Raw genomic sequence first — 15,627 nt, 5'->3', positions numbered from 1 at the left:
CGGCCGAAGGACCGATGGGCCGTTGAACGGCAGCCGTCACGGGGGCGATGGGCATGGCGGAGCGGCTTCTGCTGGATGTGGACGAAGACGGCCGGGTGAGCGTGTCGGCGTGGCGGGCCGGCGAGACGCTTCCCAATCGGGTTGGTGACCCGATCCCGCTGGTCTGGCCGCTGGACGGGCCGGCGCTGGAGGAGTTGCGCTGGTACCTGGAGGACTACCTACGGGCACCGTTCGGCGTGTACGGGGAGCGCGGGCCACGGGTGGAGGCCCAGTTCCCGAAGTGGGGCGCCCAGGTCTTCGAGGCGGTGTTCGGTTCCGGTCCGGCGCGGGATGCGTACACGCGGGCGCGGGCACGGGGTGGCCCGGTCGAGATCGTCGTCCGGTCGGGAACGGCCCAGCACTTGGGGCTGCCGTGGGAGCTGATGGCCGACCCGGAGCGGCCGACACCGATCGCGCTCGACGACCAGGTGGTGGTGTCCCGCAGCCTGCCGACCGCGGCCCTGGGCAACGTGTTCACGGTCGGAGGCTCCCGGCTGCGCGTGCTGATGGTCATCTCACGCCCTTCCGGCACCGCGGACGTTGGCTACCAGATGATCGCCCGGCCGTTGCTGCGCCGCCTGGAGGCGGTGCGCGGTCAGGTGGACCTGGTGGTGCTCCGCCCACCGACGCTGGAGCACCTGGAGAGGACGCTCGAAGAGGCGCGGGAAGCGGGGGAACCGTTCCAGATCGTGCACTTCGACGGGCATGGGGTGTTCGGGGAGGCGCCTGCCTCTGGGGGTGGGTGGCCGTCGGTCATGTTCCAGGGGCCTGGTCCGCAGGGAATGCTGGCTTTCGAGAAGGCAACGGGCGGCTCCGACCTGGTACCCGCCGGGCGCGTGGCGCAGGTATTGAAGAAGTCCCAGGTGCCGGTGGTCGTGCTCAACGCCTGCCAGTCGGCGGTGCTGGGCTCCCAACTCGAAGCGGCCGTCGCGACACGGTTGCTGCAGGAGGGCGCCGGCGCGGTGGTGGCGATGGCGTACAGCGTGTACGCGGTCGCGGCGGCGGAGTTCATGACGGCGTTCTACGAGCGGTTGTTCGCGGGGGATCTGCTGTCTGCGGCGGTTTCGGCGGGGCGCCAGCGACTGGACCGGCATGACCTGCGCCCCTCTCCGAAGGGGCTGATGCCGCTGGCGGACTGGGTGGTGCCGGTCGTTTATACGCGGGCTGACGTGCACTTTGCCGGGTTGCGTACCGGTCGCGATCAACAGGAGTCGTTGGACGAGCTGTTGGACCGGATGCGGGAGCAGCCGGCTGACGCCGACACGGGGGATGAGGCGAGCCCCGAGTCACCGCTGGCGGCCGTGGGCGAGTTCACCGGCCGGGATGCGCTGCTCTACACGTTGGATACGGCTGCTCGGCTGGACCGTGTTGTGGTGCTTTACGGGCCCGGGGGGACCGGAAAGACGGAGCTGGCCAAGGCGTTCGGGAGGTGGTGGCGGGACACGGGTGCGCTAGACGATGAGCGCGGGGTGATCTGGCACTCGTTCGAGCCCGGAGTGGCGAGCTTTGGCCTGGACGGGGTGATCAACAGCATCGGATTGGGGTTGTTCGGCGCCCAGTTCGCCCTCTTGGACCAGGAGAAGCGCCAAAGCCTCGTGGAGACGACACTTGTCACTCGTCGACTGCTCCTGATCTGGGACAACTTCGAATCCGTCCACACCCTCCCCGATCCCACCCACGCCACCCAACCCCTGACCGAACCCGAGCGCGAGGAACTGCGCGGCTTCCTGGACCGAATCGCCGCCAAAGGCAAGAGCGCGATCATCGTGACCAGCCGCACCCCGGAGACTTGGCTCGGCACCGCGCGACGGCGGATCAAGGTGGGTGGCCTGGAATCCGACGAGGCCAACGAGTACGCGGAACAGCTTCTGTCCTCCTACCCGGACACCAAGAAGCGCCGGGAGTCGAAGGCGTTCGGAGAGCTGATGCAGTGGCTGGACGGACACCCGCTCAGCATGCGGCTCATCCTGCCCCGCCTGGACAGCACGGCTCCGCGGGACCTGCTGGCCGGCCTCCAGGGCACCACGCCGTTGGCCGACGCCGACGGGGGCGGCCGCACCACGTCGTTGTCGGCCAGCATCGCGTATTCATTCACGCATCTGTCGGCCGAGGATCAGCACGCACTTACCGTGGTCAGCCTCTTTCATGGTGTTGTCGATGCTGACGTGTTGGGCCAATTCTCGACACTTCCCGAGGTTCCGGAGTGGTACCAAGGCCGCACTGCCTCCGAGTGGGCGCAAGTTTTGGAGCGGGCGACGGAGGTGGGGCTGCTGACATCTCTGGGCGTGGGTATGTACCGCATTCATCCGGCCCTGCCGGCCTATCTGACCTCCAGCTGGCAGGCCCTGGCCCCCGGCGGCCACCACGAGCTGCGCACAGCTGCGGAGCTCGCGCTCCTCGACGCCTACGCCACCTTCGGTGGCTGGCTGCTCCAGCAGGTCCAGGGTGGGGACGCCCAGTTGGCCATGGTGTTGATCCACCTCCAACGGCGGACTATGGGGAGCCTGCTCGGTTACGCACTCGACCACAGCCTGTGGGATCAGGCACAGGGCATTGCCCAGCCGCTGGACGAGTACTGGGACGCGCGAGGACTCGTGGAGGAGGCCCGTGCATGGGTCAACCGCGCGCGAGTGGCCATGGAGGACTCCGATGGCAACGCGCCCGACCTGAACTCCTCCGCTGGCGCACTGTGGCTGTTCCTAACGGGCTCTCAAGCGAATCGACATGTAAGAGCAGGCCAACTCGACCAGGCTGAACGCACATACCGGGACATCCTGCACGCTCTGCGGTTACAACCGGCCACTTCGAAACAGCGCAGCCGTCTCGCCGTCATCTACCACCAGCTCGGTAGGGTCGCCCAGGAACGAGGCCAGCTGACCGAGGCCGAAGCCCGGTGCCGCCAATCCCTCACCATCGCAGAAGACCTCGGCGACCGACCCGGCATGGCCCTCAGCTACCACCAGCTCGGCGTCGTCGCCCAGGACCGCGGTCAGCTAGACGAAGCCGAAACCCGGTACCGCCAATCCCTCACCATCAAGGAAGACCTCGGCGACCGACCCGGCATGGCCCGCAGCTACCACCAGCTCGGCATCGTCGCCCAGGACCGCGGTCAGCTAGACGAAGCCGAAACCCGGTACCGCCAATCCCTCACCATCAAGGAAGACCTCGGCGACCGACCCGGCATGGCCCGCAGCTACCACCAGCTCGGCATCGTCGCCCATGAGCGCGGTCAGCTGACCGCGGCCGAAGACTGGTACCGCCAAGCCCTCACCATCGCAGAAGACCTCGGCGACCGACCCGGCATGGCCAGCACCTACCACCAGCTCGGCGTCGTCACCCATGAGCGCGGTCAGCTGACCGCGGCCGAAGACTGGTACCGCCAATCCCTCACCATCAAGGAAGACATCGGCGACCGACCCGGCATGGCCCTCACCTACCACCAGCTCGGCGTCATCGCCCAGGACCGCGGTCAGCTAGACGAAGCCGAAACCCGGTACCGCCAAGCCCTCACCATCAAGGAAGACATCGGCAACCGGCCCGTCATGGCCCGCACCTACGGGCAACTCGGTCTTCTGGCCGAGAAGCAGCAGCAACCAGAGAAGGTTCTCAAGTGGATGGTCCGATGCGCTGCCCTGTTTGAGCAGTTCCCACATCCGCTAACCGGCCCCGCCCCAGCCCACCTCAAGCGCTTGACCCATTGTCTGGGAATCCGCGCCCTCGAACAGACCTGGCAGTCAGTCACCGGCGGCCCCCTACCCCCGCCCGTGCGCGACTTCGTCCTCGCAGAAGACCCACCCGCCACCGACTGAGCACCGCAAGGAGACCAACATGGCCGACCCGGTCGAACTCGGCGCCCGTGCCGCGGCGAAGCGGCTGATCACGCCGCATGCCCCGGCGCTCAGCACGGACGTGGAAGTCGCCCTCCACACCCGCGACACCACGACCCGCCCCGACCAGTACGTCGACCCCATCTCCCTCGGCGCCCTCATCGTGAGCATCGCCAGCCTCACCTGGACCGTCTACACCGACCTCAGGAAGAACAACCCCACGCCACCACCCGACGCAGTCACCCGCCGCGTCCGAGTTCAGCTCGACCGGCTCGACACACCGCAGCCCGGGGTCAGCCCGGCAGAACGCGAGCGCTGCATCGACATCACCATCGAGGAAACGCTCAACAACGCCCAGAACGGCGACGAGTCGACCTGATCAGCGGCCTCGCCGTGAGCGTTTGCGTCCGCCTCGGCCTCGGCGAAGCGCTCGGCCGCTCACACCTTCACCCGCTTCCGACACTGGCAGTGCGCCGATGCGGGCCGCGGTGTCGCCGGTACTCGGGCAGACCCAGACCGCGTCCCCCTCTTCCACCTGTTCCACGGTCGCGGCCAGCGGGTGCGTGTCCGGGTGCGTCGGGCACTGGGGCCAGACCGCCGGCTCACCCTGCCCCCAAAGTGCCTCCACCGCCCACTCCTGAACCTGGTCCGCGACATGGGCGAGCAGCATGGCGGGCCTGCCGTCCGGCTCCGCGTACACGCCCTGGCCGGAGCCGTCGGGGGCGTAGAGCATGACCCCGCGAAACTCGTCGTCGTCTTCCTTGCGGATGTCCGGCTGTACGGAGCACTGCGCGCGCAGGTCTCGCAGGACGGTTTTCAGGGCGTACGTGAACTCCTCGTCGTCGTCCACGGTCAGGGACGGTTCGCCCGGAGGTGGTGGAGGAGGGCGGCGAGACCGTGATGGGTGACGAGGAGTATTCGGTCGGGTTCGTCGCTCTCGCGGAGGAGCAACGAGCTTTCACCGGGGGCGAGTTCAACGCACTCATTGCCGTCTCCGCCACCGGAGAATGAGGACTTCTGCCACTGGATCACGGCTCACAGCTCCTTCGTCAGTCGGCTGATGTAGTCCCGAGACTGGGCAGGTGTCAGGGCTGCCGACTCCACCCTACGGAAGAGCGTTCGCATGGCCAGCAGTCGAGCAGAGGCGTCCAGGAACATCGAGCCGTACGGGGCGTCCCGCTGCACGGTGTCCAGTGCCGGTACTCGCCCACCGGCGTAGAGCATCATCGCGCCCGCCCCGGCAAACCCATCGGCGTCGAACGGGATCACCCGCAGGCTGACGTTCGACCGCTCCGACTGGTTCAGCAACTCGTCGAGTTGAGCACGGGCACCCCGGCGATCGGCAACGCGCGTGCGCAGTACGGACTCGTGGAGCACCGCCTCGTAGGGGGCTCCGGAGAGGATCTGCCGACGGCGCATCCGGTGCTCCACACGCAACTCCACCTCGTTCTCGGGGAGTTCCGGCACCACGTACGCGAACACCGCTCGCGCGTACTCCTCGGTCTGAAGCAGTCCGGGCACGTGGACGGTACCGACCACCCGCATGAAGGTGGCATGGTGTTCCAGCTCCGCCAAGTCCTGGAAGACGGCGGGCAGCAAACCTCGGTACTCCTCCCACCAACCGCGCGTACGGTCTGTCGCCATCTCCACCAGGGCGTCGATCAACTCGGTGTCGGAGCAGTCGTACTGCACCCCGAGCTTGCGCACGCGCTCTCCGCTGACTCCCGCGTTGCCCGCTTCGATCTGACTCATCTGAGCCGGGTTGGTCCCCAGCAACGCGGCCGCCTGCCGGGAGGTCAGCCCCGCTGCCTCCCGCAGTTTCCGCAGCTCAGCACCGAGGCGTACTTGCCGAGCGGTCGGCTGAATCCTCGCGGGCACACTGCCCCCACTTCCTGAACAACACGGTCCCCAGACGGGGTTGAACGTCCCCGATCGGGTGTCAGGTTACGCGAACGACTTGCCTGGGCGAAACATTTGGCCCTACCGTCAGCGACGCGACGCACACGCTGCGGAACCCCGGGACCCCGGAAGCGCACCGCCCCGCCATGCCACGACGGGTGCGACACAGCCACCGCCCGACGACCGCAACCCTCCTTCCCTGACCAGGAGTTCTGCATGCCCGCACCCCCAGAAACCTCCAGCGAACCGTGGCAGTACACCCTCTCCCTGCCCAACGACCCCCGGGCCGTCACGATCTGTCGCCGCACCCTCCGTCTGATCCTCACCCTTCACTGCCTGTCCCACCTCACGGAGGTGGCCGAGCTGGTCGCGACGGAGCTCGTGGCCAACGCCGTACAGCACACGAAGGGCCCAGCGGCCATGAGGCTTCGCTGGGTGGCCCCGGTCCTCCGTATCGGCGTATGGGACACGGACCCCAGACCTCCCGCACCCACGGCCCTGGCGGCCACGCCGAACCCGGCCCTCGAATCGGGCCGCGGCCTCACCCTCGTGGAGGAGTGCACGGAGAGGTGGGGTTGGTACTCCCTGGGCGCCGCGGCCCAACTGCCCGACACCAACGGCAAGTTCGTCTGGTGCGAACTGGCTCAGACGGCCTGAACGTCCACTTCTGTAGATGGCATCTACGTAGATTCAATCTACGTACTCAGGTGTCGCCTCACCGGGTCCGGACGGGATCTCTTTGGTGTCGGCGTAGGCCCACGGACGGCAGCCCCACGGACGGCGGCCCCGGGGGCGGGACGATGCCCAGCGCCGTGCGGGCCGCGCGGATGTGGTGCATGCCCTCCAGGGCCGTGCGGGTCACCACCGCGTACTCGGCGGGGGTGCGGGCGGTGGCCAGTCGGTGGCGAGCGGTGCGGTGGCGTTCGGCGGCGGCCGAGAGTTCGCGCGCCGCGGTTCGGTCGGCACGCGCCCCGGCGGTGAAGGCGGACAGACTGCCGCCCAGCCGGACCACCCAGCGGTTGGCCTCGGCCTCCGCGTCCAGGTCGGACATGGCGCCCCCGCCGTTCGACCGCCGCTGTACGACGACCGCGGCCACCGCCCCGACGATCAACAGCAGTGCGAGCAGCACGGCGAATCCCATGATCTCCTCCGGTGGTCTCTCCTCCGGCGCTGCCGGTCTCCTGCGGGAGGTTCTCATCCCGCACCACCCATCAGACTCCCTGCCGCTGTGCGTCTCCGACGAGAATCCTGTGCGCCACCTGATCAGGTGCCCACAAATCGCCGATCCATGGCCGCCGAGCGAGCAGGGGCGGGCCCGGGGTCCCACCCCCCGGGCCCGCCCCTGCTGTCTGCGCGCCGAACCGGACGAACTGAACGAAGTGGACTACGAGGCCGAAGCCGAGGCCGACGTCGTCGCCGACGCGCCCGGCTGCACCGCGTCGTCCGTGCCCTCGTGGGTCGCGTCCGGGTCGACGCCCATCGTGATGGTGCCGACGACACCCTTCGCGATGCCGTTCTTCTTGTACTTGAGCTTGAGCAGACCGCCGGCCGTGCCGGACTGGTCGTAGATCGTGTCCTCGGTGAGCGTCGTGCGCTCGGTCGTCGACGTGGAGTACGGCTCGACCTCCGCAGAGGCGAGCACCGACTCCTCGTCGAAGAAGAACTGGCCGGTGTGGCAGGTGTTGCCGCCCTCGTAGCCGGCGTCCGTCCAGGTGCCGCTGACGTGCACCTTGGTGTGGATGTGGACGCAGCGGCCCCGGTACCAGCCCGGGAAGACCGTCTTGAAGGTGACGAAGCCCTGCTTGTCCGTCTTCCACGTGCCGCGCAGGTAGCGCTTGTCGTCGGTCGGCTCCTCGTGGCCGCCACCGCCACCGCCCGCGGGCGGGGAGCCGGTCGGCGTGCCGGACGGAACGTCGGTCGGCGTTCCGCTGGGCGGGGTGCCGCCACCGCCGCCCCCGGAGGAGAGGTCCTCGTAGCCGGAGTACAGACCCAGCGCGTCACAGTGCCAGATGTCGACGGCGGCGTTTCTGATGGGCTTGCAGGTCTCGTTGTCGATCACCTTGAGGCGCAGGGTCAGCGGGATGCCCTCCCGGTCCTCGGTGATGTCCTGGCGGAGCTTGTCCGCGTCGATGTAGTACGGGCCCTCGGTGGTCTCCGACGTGAGCTTGTAGCACGTCTCCGAGGAGGTGGAGGAGGCGGTCGGCGAGGCGCCCTTCTTCGTCTGGCCGGCGTTCGCGGTCGCGGCGATCGTGCCGCCCACGCCCACCGCGGCGACTGCCGCGCCACCTGCCACGACGACCTTGCGACGCGTCACGTTCCGCTTGTGTTTCGGACCCTGGGCTGTCTGGTTTCCTTGGATTCCCGTCATGGACAGGGAAGTTAGGTAAGAAGACTGTCAAGGACGTGGGCACGGACTGTGGGTTGCTGTGTCCATGAAGAACGTGGCGCGAATCGACAGAACCCCGTGGCTCAGCGGCTGCCTCGGGTCTCGGCCGCGCGGCGCGACAGGTCGCGTACCAGGGCGGCCCGGTCCACACGTCCGAGCGCTTCGGCGAGCCGGGTGAGCAGCTCGTCCGCGGTCTCTTCACGCTCGGCGGTGGTCCCGGAAAGGGTGGCGTGGTCCGGGATGCGCGCGAGACAGGCGCGTACGGCCAGTTCGACCGTGTCCCGCAGCCGGGGTTCCCGGATCGCGACGGTGACGTGCACGGACTCCGTGTCGAGGGTGCGGGTGTGGTGGGCGATGCCCTCGGGCAGGTACAGCACCTGGCCTGGCCGCAGGTCGACGGTCCGGGCGGTCGCCAGGTCCTCGACGTATCCGGGGCTCCAGTCGGCCGCGTCGCGCGGGGTGTCGTACAGATACCAGCGCTTGGTCCCCGAGATCTGCACGACGAACAGGTGGCCGTCGTCGCGGTGGACGCGCAGGCCGTCCTCCCCCGCCCGAGTCCAGAACGCCACGGCTCCGGCTTTGGCCGAGAACAGCTGTGCCAGGCGACGGCACAGGTGCTGTGCGGGGCGGTGCCACTCGTGCAGGTTCTGTACGACCACGGTGGCCCCGGCCGCCAGCTGGAAGCGGACCTTCGCCGCGTCCACATAGCCCGCCCGGGGGTCGCCGGACACGTGCATGACCCTGGTCAGCGCCTCGGGCGGCACCGGGGTGCCGCCGCGCATCGCGTTCAGGACCGGGTAGTGGAGCAGGCTGCATTCCAGCCAGTCCTCCAGGTCCTGCCGGGACACGATCGCGGCGACTTCCTGCGCGGCGTCGAAGACGGCGTGTGCCTCGCCCCAGGGCAGGTCGTCCGCGGTACGGGGGTCACGGCAGAGCAGTCGCAGCCCGTCCCGCGGGCCGGCGGTGCCCGTGAACACCGGGCCGGTTGTCCTATCGCTCACCGTCTCGCTCCCCGTCTCGCTCGCTGCCTCGGTCGTCGTCATCGAGCCTCCTCATGGGGTCGGGGGCGTGCGGTGTGTGCGTGGCACGCGTGGTGTCGGCTCGGGAAGCCGCAGCGCGTCCAGGAATCCCGCGGCGGATCCGGCCGGGCCGGTTCGGGCCAGCGCGCTCCGGAGCAGTGCCCAGGCCTCGTCCCGGTGCGCCCAGCCGCCCTCGCCCTCTTCTTGGCCGTCGCCCCCGCAGAAACGGGAGTCGAGTTCGGCGCGGACGGTGTCCCGCCAGGCGTAACCCGCGAGGTAGGAGCGCCAGTGCAGGACGCGGGTCTGTCGCAGCAGGAGGAGTTCAGGAGCCCACCCCAGTCCGGTGGCGGTGGCCACGGCCGACGCGGCCTCCAGTGCCTCGGCGGACGTACGGCAGCCCGCGAGGTCCGTGTCGAGTGCCAGGTCGGCCGCCATCAGGCCGCGGCTGAAGCGCTCCTCCTCGGCGTAGAAGCGGGCGAGGGCCGTGGCGGTCTCCTCGTCGATCCCCAGCCGGGCGAGAAACGCGGTCGATCCCGCCAGTTGTTCCAGCAGCAGGGCCCAGCCCTCCGACCGCAGCGGATCGAACGTCCACCGTTCGACGAGCGGGGCGTCGGCCGGCCGCAGCGCGTGCTCGGCGAGATGTGCCAGCTCGTGCAGCAGGTACTGGACCGTCACCGGAGTGACCGCCGTCGGCAGGGACAGCAGCGAGGAACCCGGCAGCCGTACGGGCATCACCATGGACGGGGTGTTCGGGCGCCGCAACACCTTCACCTTGTGGGCGAGCGGCAGCAGTCCGCACTGCCTCGCCCGACCGACGAGCAGGGTGATCAGCTCGTTGAGCGGGGGCAGCGCCTCGCTGGACGCACCACCGGACACCCCGCCCGACGGCCCGAGCACGCCCTTGCCGAGCAGCAGCCAGCGCCAGTTGTACTCGGCGGTGGCGCTGCCGCGCAGTCCGGCCGGGCGGGCCCAGGCGGCTGCGATCTCCGACAGATCCCGCACCGGGGCCGTCACCTCGGCGAGCCGCCGTACGGAGTCGTGGGGCAGGGGGAGCGCCGACTCACCGCACCACCAGGGGAGTTCACCGGCGGCGCGGCGCCGCTCGGTCAGCCACCGCCAGACCTCGTCGGTCAGCTCACGGGCCCCGGCGCACCAGACCTCGTACGAGGCCCGTCGGCCGTCCTCGTCCGCCTCCAGGTCGAGTACGGCCGAGGGGGCGGGCACGGGGGCCGACTCCCCCAGGAGCTCGGCGACGAACCGGGAAAGCCCCAGGTCGGCCAGCTCACCGGCGGCCTGCCGGGCGCGCCGGGCCGCCGGGACCGGGTCGCGGCCGGAGAGCCCGGCGCGCTCCAACTGGAGGTCCGCGAGCAGGTCTTCGACGTATACGACATCTGCGGCGTCGGATTCTGCGGGGCGTACGGCGTCGGGTACGGCGGCGGTCATGGCGCACGCACCTCCTGGGGCCCGGTTGATCCGCTCGTGGAGGTGGTCGGTGCCGTCCCCGGGCGTACGGCCAGGGAGGCCACCCACAGGCCCGCGATGCCGAACCCGGTGGCGGCGAGCGGCCAGGCCAGGGCGGTGCTGCCGAGGTCGCCGACGGCCAGTCCGGTCAGGATCAGACCGCCACCGGTGAACAGGCTGTTGAACAGCGAGGCCACGGACAGGACGGTGGCGCGGTGCCCGCTGTCGATCCGTTCGTTCATGGCCGCCCGCACACCGGGCATGCACAGGCCGAACGCCGTGGTGAAGCACACGTAACAGACGATCGAGAGGGCCGGTTCCTGCACGGCGGCGGCGCAGACGAGTGCGAGGGCACCGGCCGTGGACGCGGTGACGATGATGGTTCGGCGCGCGGACGCCCGGCGTTTCTGCAGGCTCAGGGTCCAGCCGAGCAGCGGGATCTCCAGCAGGGAGCCGACGCTGCGCATCGCGCCGAGCACCAGCAGGTTTCCGCCGACGAGTCCCTCGTACACGACTGTCCACTGCACGCCGGGGATGCCCCGGAACAGCCACAGGAGTGCGGCGGCGACGATCAGGGCGATCAGCACCTTGTCGCCCCGCAGGGTGAGCCGGGTCCCGGTCATGACCTCGCCGAACGATTCCCGCAGCCGTGGTGCGAAGGCTTCCCGGCGCCCCGGGGCCAGGGGTCGATCCGGGGCCGGGGATCGGTCCGGCTCCAGGGCCGGGGATCGGTCCGGAGCCGGGTGGTCCCCCGGCCCGGGGCGCCCGGTCATCAGCCGTAGGGACAGTACGGCCGCCAATGCGCAGGTCAGGCCCGCGACGATCTGGGGCAGCGCCAGGTCGAGCGTGCCCAGTGCGGCGCCGGTCAGGGTGCCGAGGACCAGCCCGGCGTTCTCGGCGATCTTTCCCTGGGCGAAGAGCCGGTCCAGGCCTCGCGGGTCCTTGGTCCCCGTCTCGTCCACGGCCCAGGCCTCCAGGGCCCCGGACGCGAAAGTTCCGCCCAGCGCGGAGAGCAGGACTCCGGCGGCGGCCACGTACACACTGCCGCTGAAGAACAGGGCGCTGTAGCCGACCGCCCGCAGGACGAAGCTGATCGCGACCGAGGCTCGTCGGCCGAGCAGGTCGGCCAGGATGCCGGTGGGGATCTCGGAGACCCCTTCGACGATCCACACCGCGGCGATCAGGGCGAACACCGCGCCCGAACCCATGCCCAGCGACTGCAGCAGCAGGACCGACGTGACGGTGAGGAGCATGTCGGCGAAGTAGTCGAGACCGGAGACCAGCAGATAGCCGCGGCGGACGCGGTCGGCCCGGCTGACGGGGTCGGATGGGCGGACCGGTCCGGCCGGGCCGACGCGGTCGGCCGGGTCCCGGTCGGCGGCGGGCCGCGGTGGACCCGGGCGGCTCTCGTCCTCGTGTTCCGGGCCGCGAGAGGTCCCAGAGGTCACTGAGCGGCCCCGTCCACCAGTCCGGCGCCGACCGCCTTGGCGTAGGTGGGTGTCCCTGAGACGTCCTCGGGCACCGGCGCTTCGGCGTCCCACAGCCAGCGCAGCGCGGCGACGGTGTCACCCGTGAGCCGTACCCGGCGGATGCGTTCGCCGGCCGGGACCGAGATCGGGACCGAGACGACGGCGAGCGGCGCTGGACGGCGTTTGACCAGCAGCAACGCCTCCGGCCACGGGTCCACGGTGCCCCGCTCGCGCAGCAGCCTGTCGTAAGCGGGGACGTCGAAAGTGGCCTCGGCGGTCCAGGCGCCGGGCACCAGACGGGGTCGGCCGGGGGAGTCTGCGCGGCACGGGCGGGTGTCGACCGTGGCCCGGCCGAAGAGGTAGGCGTCCTCGAAGGCGAAGGCCTCGCCGACCCAGTCCTCCTGGCGGGTGATCCAGTCGGTGGACCGCAGGAACCCGCCGAAGGCGGCCGACGCGGTGGCCGCGGGCGGGAACACGGAACCGGGCTGGGCTGGTCGCCGCTGCCAGAACTCGCTGTCCAGGAAGGTGTGCAGGCCTTCCGCGCCGGTCCGGCCGTAGTACGCGAAGAAGGTGACCGGGAAGCTGACGTTCAGCACGTTGGCGACGGTCTTGCGGCGCCGGGCCTGCTCCATGTCGAAGCCCGGTCCGCTGGTGCCCTCGGCGACGACGGCGCGCTCGGCCGGGGGCAGCGCTTCGAGGAGTTCGGCCCGCCGCCTCGGGGTCGCGTTGAGGATGCGCCAGGTCGTGTCGGTCACCCGGACGTAGTCGAGAGGGACTCCTGAAGCGACATCCAAGGCGTCGAAGGCATCGAAGGTATCGAGAGTCACGAGGCACTCCACCAGTGGTCGGCCCGGCGGGCGAATCTCCGTACGCTGTCGGTCAGTTCGTCGGCGGTCATGCCCTCCGCCTCGGCCATCACCGACCGCAGACGGGGTGCGCGGGGGAGCAGCGCGTCGGCCAGTTCCCACACCTCGTCGCTGACCGGCCAGTCGTGCTTGTCGTCGACGAGCCGTACGCCGCCCTCGAAGCGGCGGACGAACGTGCCGCTCATGTGCGCCTCGACGACCCGGTCCCAGGCGATGTCGTCGTCGCTCGGCAGCACCGGTGGCAGCCCGCGCTGGACCCGCAGTCCGTAGAGGTGTCCGACGTCGATGGTCATCAGGCAGTCGGCCCGCTCGGCGATCCGTGTCATCAGGGTGAGGATGTCCCGGTCGCCGACCACGAACGGATAGGGCGCGTTCTCGATGGTCAGCGGGCGGCCGATGACGTCCTGGGCGTGCTTGATCCGGTCCACCGCCCAGTCGACGGCCTCGTCGACGAGCGGCATGGGCACCAGGGACTCCAGCAGGGTCTCCCCCTCGCGGACCCACATCGCGAGGTCGATGTTGAGCCAGGGCGAGTCCAGTTCGCCGGCACGCTCGCCGAGCAGGCGCAGCAGGCGGTCGTCGAGCGGGTCGGTGCCGCACACGTCCAGGTCCAGCGGGTGGAACAGCGCGTGCAGCCCGTGCCGGCGGCAGAACTCCGCGCAGCGCAGGGCGAGTTCCTGGTCCGTGGCGAGGACACCGACGCTGTACCAGGTGGCGGTGGAGCCGAGCCTGGTCGCCGTCTCCTCGGCGATGTCCATGTCCTTGATCGAGTCGCAGCTGAAACAGATCCCGTGGACACCGGGCGGACCCGGTTCGGGGATCGGGGACCCCGTGCTTACTGCTGTGGGCATGTGTTCGGTGCCTGCCATGCGCTAGTCCCTCCCGTGCGGGCCGACGACGTCGGCACCTGGGGCCTGCGCGAAACCTGCCTCTCGCGCCGCGGCCTCCGTACGTTCGATCAGGTCGTGCAGCTGGACGTGGTCGTGCCCGAGGCGGGGCAGCAGCACTTCGAGTCCGCCCATGTCGCCGACCTCGTCTCCACCACCCTTGTCTCCGGCCCCGTCCAGCAGCGGAAATCCCGCCTCGGCGTCCTCCAGCAGCCGTTCCATGAAGAGGTTGGGCGCGTGCCGCAGCGACACGACGTCGAGTTGCAGCCGGGCGTGCGACTCCCGGGGGAAGTCCGAGTCGTCCCAGCCGTCCGGGCCGCCCGAGCCGTCGGCCATGGAGGCGAGCGCCAGCTCCCCCTGCGCCAGGGCGCCGTCAATCCGGTCCTGCCACTGCTTGCGGAAGGCCCGCAGCGTGTCGCTGAACCGCTGCACCTCGGGCAGTTCGAAGAGCGTGAAGGGGCTGGGCAGATCGTCCGGGTCGAAGACGACACCGAACCGCCGGGCGTAGAAGTCCCGGATCGGCGTGCCCTCGTAGAGCACGAGCGCGGTGTAGAGGTGGTCGTGCGGCACGTAGTCGTAGAAGCCGGCCTCGCGCAGGAACTCCAGGTTGGCGCGGATGTCGGGCAGGGTGGTGGCCGGGTCCAGCATGATGAAGTCGAGGGAGATCTCGATGCCCAGACGCCTGAGCAGGCGTACGGCCGCGACGTTGACCTCGGGTTTCACATGCTTGGCGAGCCGTTCGAGGACCGGTTCCGAGGCGGACTCGATGCCGAGCTCGATGAACCGCAGCCCGCACTCCTTGAGCCGGGGCAGTACCTCGGCGGCCTTGAGGATCTGGTTGACCCGGGTGCCGAAGCTGAAGGTGACCTGCGGATCGGCCGCGTACAGCGCCTCGGCGACCTCCAGGGCACGGGTCGGCGAGACGAAGAAGTTGGCGTCGCTGAAGTACACGTGCTCGTAGTTGACGCCGTGCCGCGCGCGGAAGTGGAGCAGTTCCGCGACGACGCGTTCCGCCTCGCGCGAGCGGTACTTGCGGCCGATGGTGAGCACACCGCAGAAGGAGCAGTTGTACGGGCAGCTGCGGCTGCTGCAGATCGTCAGCGCGGCCTTCAGCCGGCCCTGCACCTCGTCGTAGTACGTGAGGTCGGGGTAGCCGGAGTGCGAGGTGAACTCGGCGTCGGGGAACGGGATCCGGTCGAGGTCGGGGACGAAGTCCCGGTCCTCGTTGACCAGGAGGCCGCTGCCGTCGGGCGCCCGCCAGGTGGTGCCCTTGATCCCGGTCAGCCCGGTCAGCGGGGCCCGCACGTGACCGCCGTACCCATCCACATCCACGCCCACGCTCACGTCCAGGCCCACATCCAGGCCGCGTACGAGATCGAGCATCGCCTCCTCTCCCTCGCGCCGGACCACGACGTCGACACAGGAGTAGCGGCGCAGGATGTGCTCGTGCACGGCGGTGGCGTGCGGGCCGCCGAGGACGATCAGGCACTCCGGTCTACGGTTCTTGATCCACTCGGCCATGGCGATCGCCGCGCGGAACGACTCGTTGTAGACGGAGAATCCGACGACGTCGAAGCGGTCGAGGCCGTAGTGCGCGGCGAGTTCGACGGCGTCGTCCTCGGAGTCCCCGAAGTCGAAGCCCGAGCTGGGGAATCCGGATTTCTCCAGGTAGGCCATGATGTAGGCCAGCCCGATCGGCTTGGACTTGCGGCGATCCGAGAAGCCGACCGAGGGGTTGACGAAGGCGATGGCCGGCCGTGTCAGCGTGCCCATC

General features: G+C 69.9%; 14 protein-coding genes. 3 read left to right on the top strand and 11 right to left on the bottom strand.

What is annotated here, in order from left to right; translation table 11 throughout:
- The first annotated feature begins 53 nt into the window (after nt 1-53).
- Both JEQ17_RS23990 and JEQ17_RS23985 read left to right on the top strand, forming a co-directional pair.
- On the top strand, nt 54-3,848 hold the full coding sequence (locus JEQ17_RS23990; RefSeq protein WP_200397138.1) for a tetratricopeptide repeat protein: 3,795 nt from the start codon (nt 54-56) through the stop codon (nt 3,846-3,848).
- Nucleotides 3,849-3,867: 19 nt separating this feature from the next.
- Complete coding sequence (locus JEQ17_RS23985; RefSeq protein WP_200397137.1) at nt 3,868-4,245, top strand: hypothetical protein; 378 nt, start codon at nt 3,868-3,870, stop codon at nt 4,243-4,245.
- On the opposite strand, the gene JEQ17_RS23980 is transcribed toward JEQ17_RS23985, so the two are convergent.
- The 3 genes from JEQ17_RS23980 to JEQ17_RS23970 are packed head-to-tail and all read right to left on the bottom strand — an operon-like array spanning nt 4,246 to nt 5,744.
- Entirely contained in the window at nt 4,246-4,716 is a 471-nt protein-coding gene (locus JEQ17_RS23980) for a hypothetical protein (RefSeq protein WP_234048332.1), read from the bottom strand.
- A gap of 2 nt (nt 4,717-4,718) precedes the next feature.
- Nucleotides 4,719-4,898 (bottom strand): DUF397 domain-containing protein, encoded by a 180-nt coding sequence (locus JEQ17_RS23975; protein WP_200397136.1) that lies wholly within the window; start codon nt 4,896-4,898, stop codon nt 4,719-4,721.
- Nucleotides 4,899-4,901: 3 nt separating this feature from the next.
- Complete coding sequence (locus JEQ17_RS23970) at nt 4,902-5,744, bottom strand: helix-turn-helix domain-containing protein (protein WP_200397135.1); 843 nt, start codon at nt 5,742-5,744, stop codon at nt 4,902-4,904.
- Between the two features lie 237 nt (nt 5,745-5,981).
- On the opposite strand from JEQ17_RS23970, the gene JEQ17_RS23965 reads away from it, so the two are divergent.
- A complete protein-coding gene (locus tag JEQ17_RS23965) occupies nt 5,982-6,422 on the top strand; it encodes an ATP-binding protein (RefSeq protein ID WP_200397134.1) in 441 nt (146 codons plus the stop codon).
- Nucleotides 6,423-6,480: 58 nt separating this feature from the next.
- Here the strand turns inward: JEQ17_RS23965 and JEQ17_RS23960 are convergent, their stop codons facing one another.
- From JEQ17_RS23960 to JEQ17_RS23925, 8 genes are all read right to left on the bottom strand, one after another.
- On the bottom strand, nt 6,481-6,906 hold the full coding sequence (locus JEQ17_RS23960) for a hypothetical protein (protein WP_200397133.1): 426 nt from the start codon (nt 6,904-6,906) through the stop codon (nt 6,481-6,483).
- Nucleotides 6,907-7,149: 243 nt separating this feature from the next.
- The gene (locus JEQ17_RS23955) at nt 7,150-8,133 is read right to left on the bottom strand and encodes an intradiol ring-cleavage dioxygenase (protein ID WP_200397132.1); all 984 of its coding nucleotides are present in this window, start codon (nt 8,131-8,133) and stop codon (nt 7,150-7,152) included.
- A 101-nt stretch (nt 8,134-8,234) separates the two neighbouring features.
- Entirely contained in the window at nt 8,235-9,194 is a 960-nt protein-coding gene (locus JEQ17_RS23950; protein ID WP_200397131.1) for a JmjC domain-containing protein, read from the bottom strand.
- Between the two features lie 9 nt (nt 9,195-9,203).
- Complete coding sequence (locus JEQ17_RS23945; protein ID WP_200397130.1) at nt 9,204-10,613, bottom strand: hypothetical protein; 1,410 nt, start codon at nt 10,611-10,613, stop codon at nt 9,204-9,206.
- Complete coding sequence (locus JEQ17_RS23940) at nt 10,610-12,079, bottom strand: MFS transporter (RefSeq protein ID WP_200397129.1); 1,470 nt, start codon at nt 12,077-12,079, stop codon at nt 10,610-10,612. The genes JEQ17_RS23945 and JEQ17_RS23940 overlap by 4 nt, the downstream gene beginning before the upstream one ends.
- Nucleotides 12,076-12,927: a hypothetical protein gene (locus JEQ17_RS23935; protein WP_200397128.1), complete on the bottom strand. Its 852-nt coding sequence runs from the start codon at nt 12,925-12,927 to the stop codon at nt 12,076-12,078. The genes JEQ17_RS23940 and JEQ17_RS23935 overlap by 4 nt, the downstream gene beginning before the upstream one ends.
- On the bottom strand, nt 12,924-13,835 hold the full coding sequence (locus tag JEQ17_RS23930) for a multinuclear nonheme iron-dependent oxidase (protein WP_200397127.1): 912 nt from the start codon (nt 13,833-13,835) through the stop codon (nt 12,924-12,926). The genes JEQ17_RS23935 and JEQ17_RS23930 overlap by 4 nt, the downstream gene beginning before the upstream one ends.
- A 3-nt stretch (nt 13,836-13,838) precedes the next feature.
- Entirely contained in the window at nt 13,839-15,626 is a 1,788-nt protein-coding gene (locus JEQ17_RS23925; protein ID WP_200397126.1) for a B12-binding domain-containing radical SAM protein, read from the bottom strand.
- Between the last annotated feature and the right edge of the window lies 1 nt (nt 15,627).

Origin of the sequence: Streptomyces liliifuscus (assembly GCF_016598615.1) — a bacterium.
Taxonomy (GTDB): Bacteria; Actinomycetota; Actinomycetes; order Streptomycetales; family Streptomycetaceae; genus Streptomyces; species Streptomyces liliifuscus.
The sequence above is the reverse complement of the archived record's forward strand: the minus strand, read 5'-3'. Positions and strand labels throughout refer to the sequence as shown.

Bases quoted from the DNA above. Each gene is read 5' to 3' on its own strand.
- JEQ17_RS23990 (WP_200397138.1), top strand. From the start codon at position 54: ATGGCGGAGCGGCTTCTGCTGGATGTGGACGAAGACGGCCGGGTGAGC.
- JEQ17_RS23985 (WP_200397137.1), top strand. From the start codon at position 3,868: ATGGCCGACCCGGTCGAACTCGGCGCCCGTGCCGCGGCGAAGCGGCTG.
- JEQ17_RS23965 (WP_200397134.1), top strand. From the start codon at position 5,982: ATGCCCGCACCCCCAGAAACCTCCAGCGAACCGTGGCAGTACACCCTC.
- JEQ17_RS23960 (WP_200397133.1), bottom strand. From the start codon at position 6,906: ATGGGATTCGCCGTGCTGCTCGCACTGCTGTTGATCGTCGGGGCGGTG.
- JEQ17_RS23955 (WP_200397132.1), bottom strand. From the start codon at position 8,133: ATGACGGGAATCCAAGGAAACCAGACAGCCCAGGGTCCGAAACACAAG.
- JEQ17_RS23950 (WP_200397131.1), bottom strand. From the start codon at position 9,194: ATGACGACGACCGAGGCAGCGAGCGAGACGGGGAGCGAGACGGTGAGC.
- JEQ17_RS23945 (WP_200397130.1), bottom strand. From the start codon at position 10,613: ATGACCGCCGCCGTACCCGACGCCGTACGCCCCGCAGAATCCGACGCC.
- JEQ17_RS23930 (WP_200397127.1), bottom strand. From the start codon at position 13,835: ATGGCAGGCACCGAACACATGCCCACAGCAGTAAGCACGGGGTCCCCG.
- JEQ17_RS23925 (WP_200397126.1), bottom strand. From the start codon at position 15,626: ATGGGCACGCTGACACGGCCGGCCATCGCCTTCGTCAACCCCTCGGTC.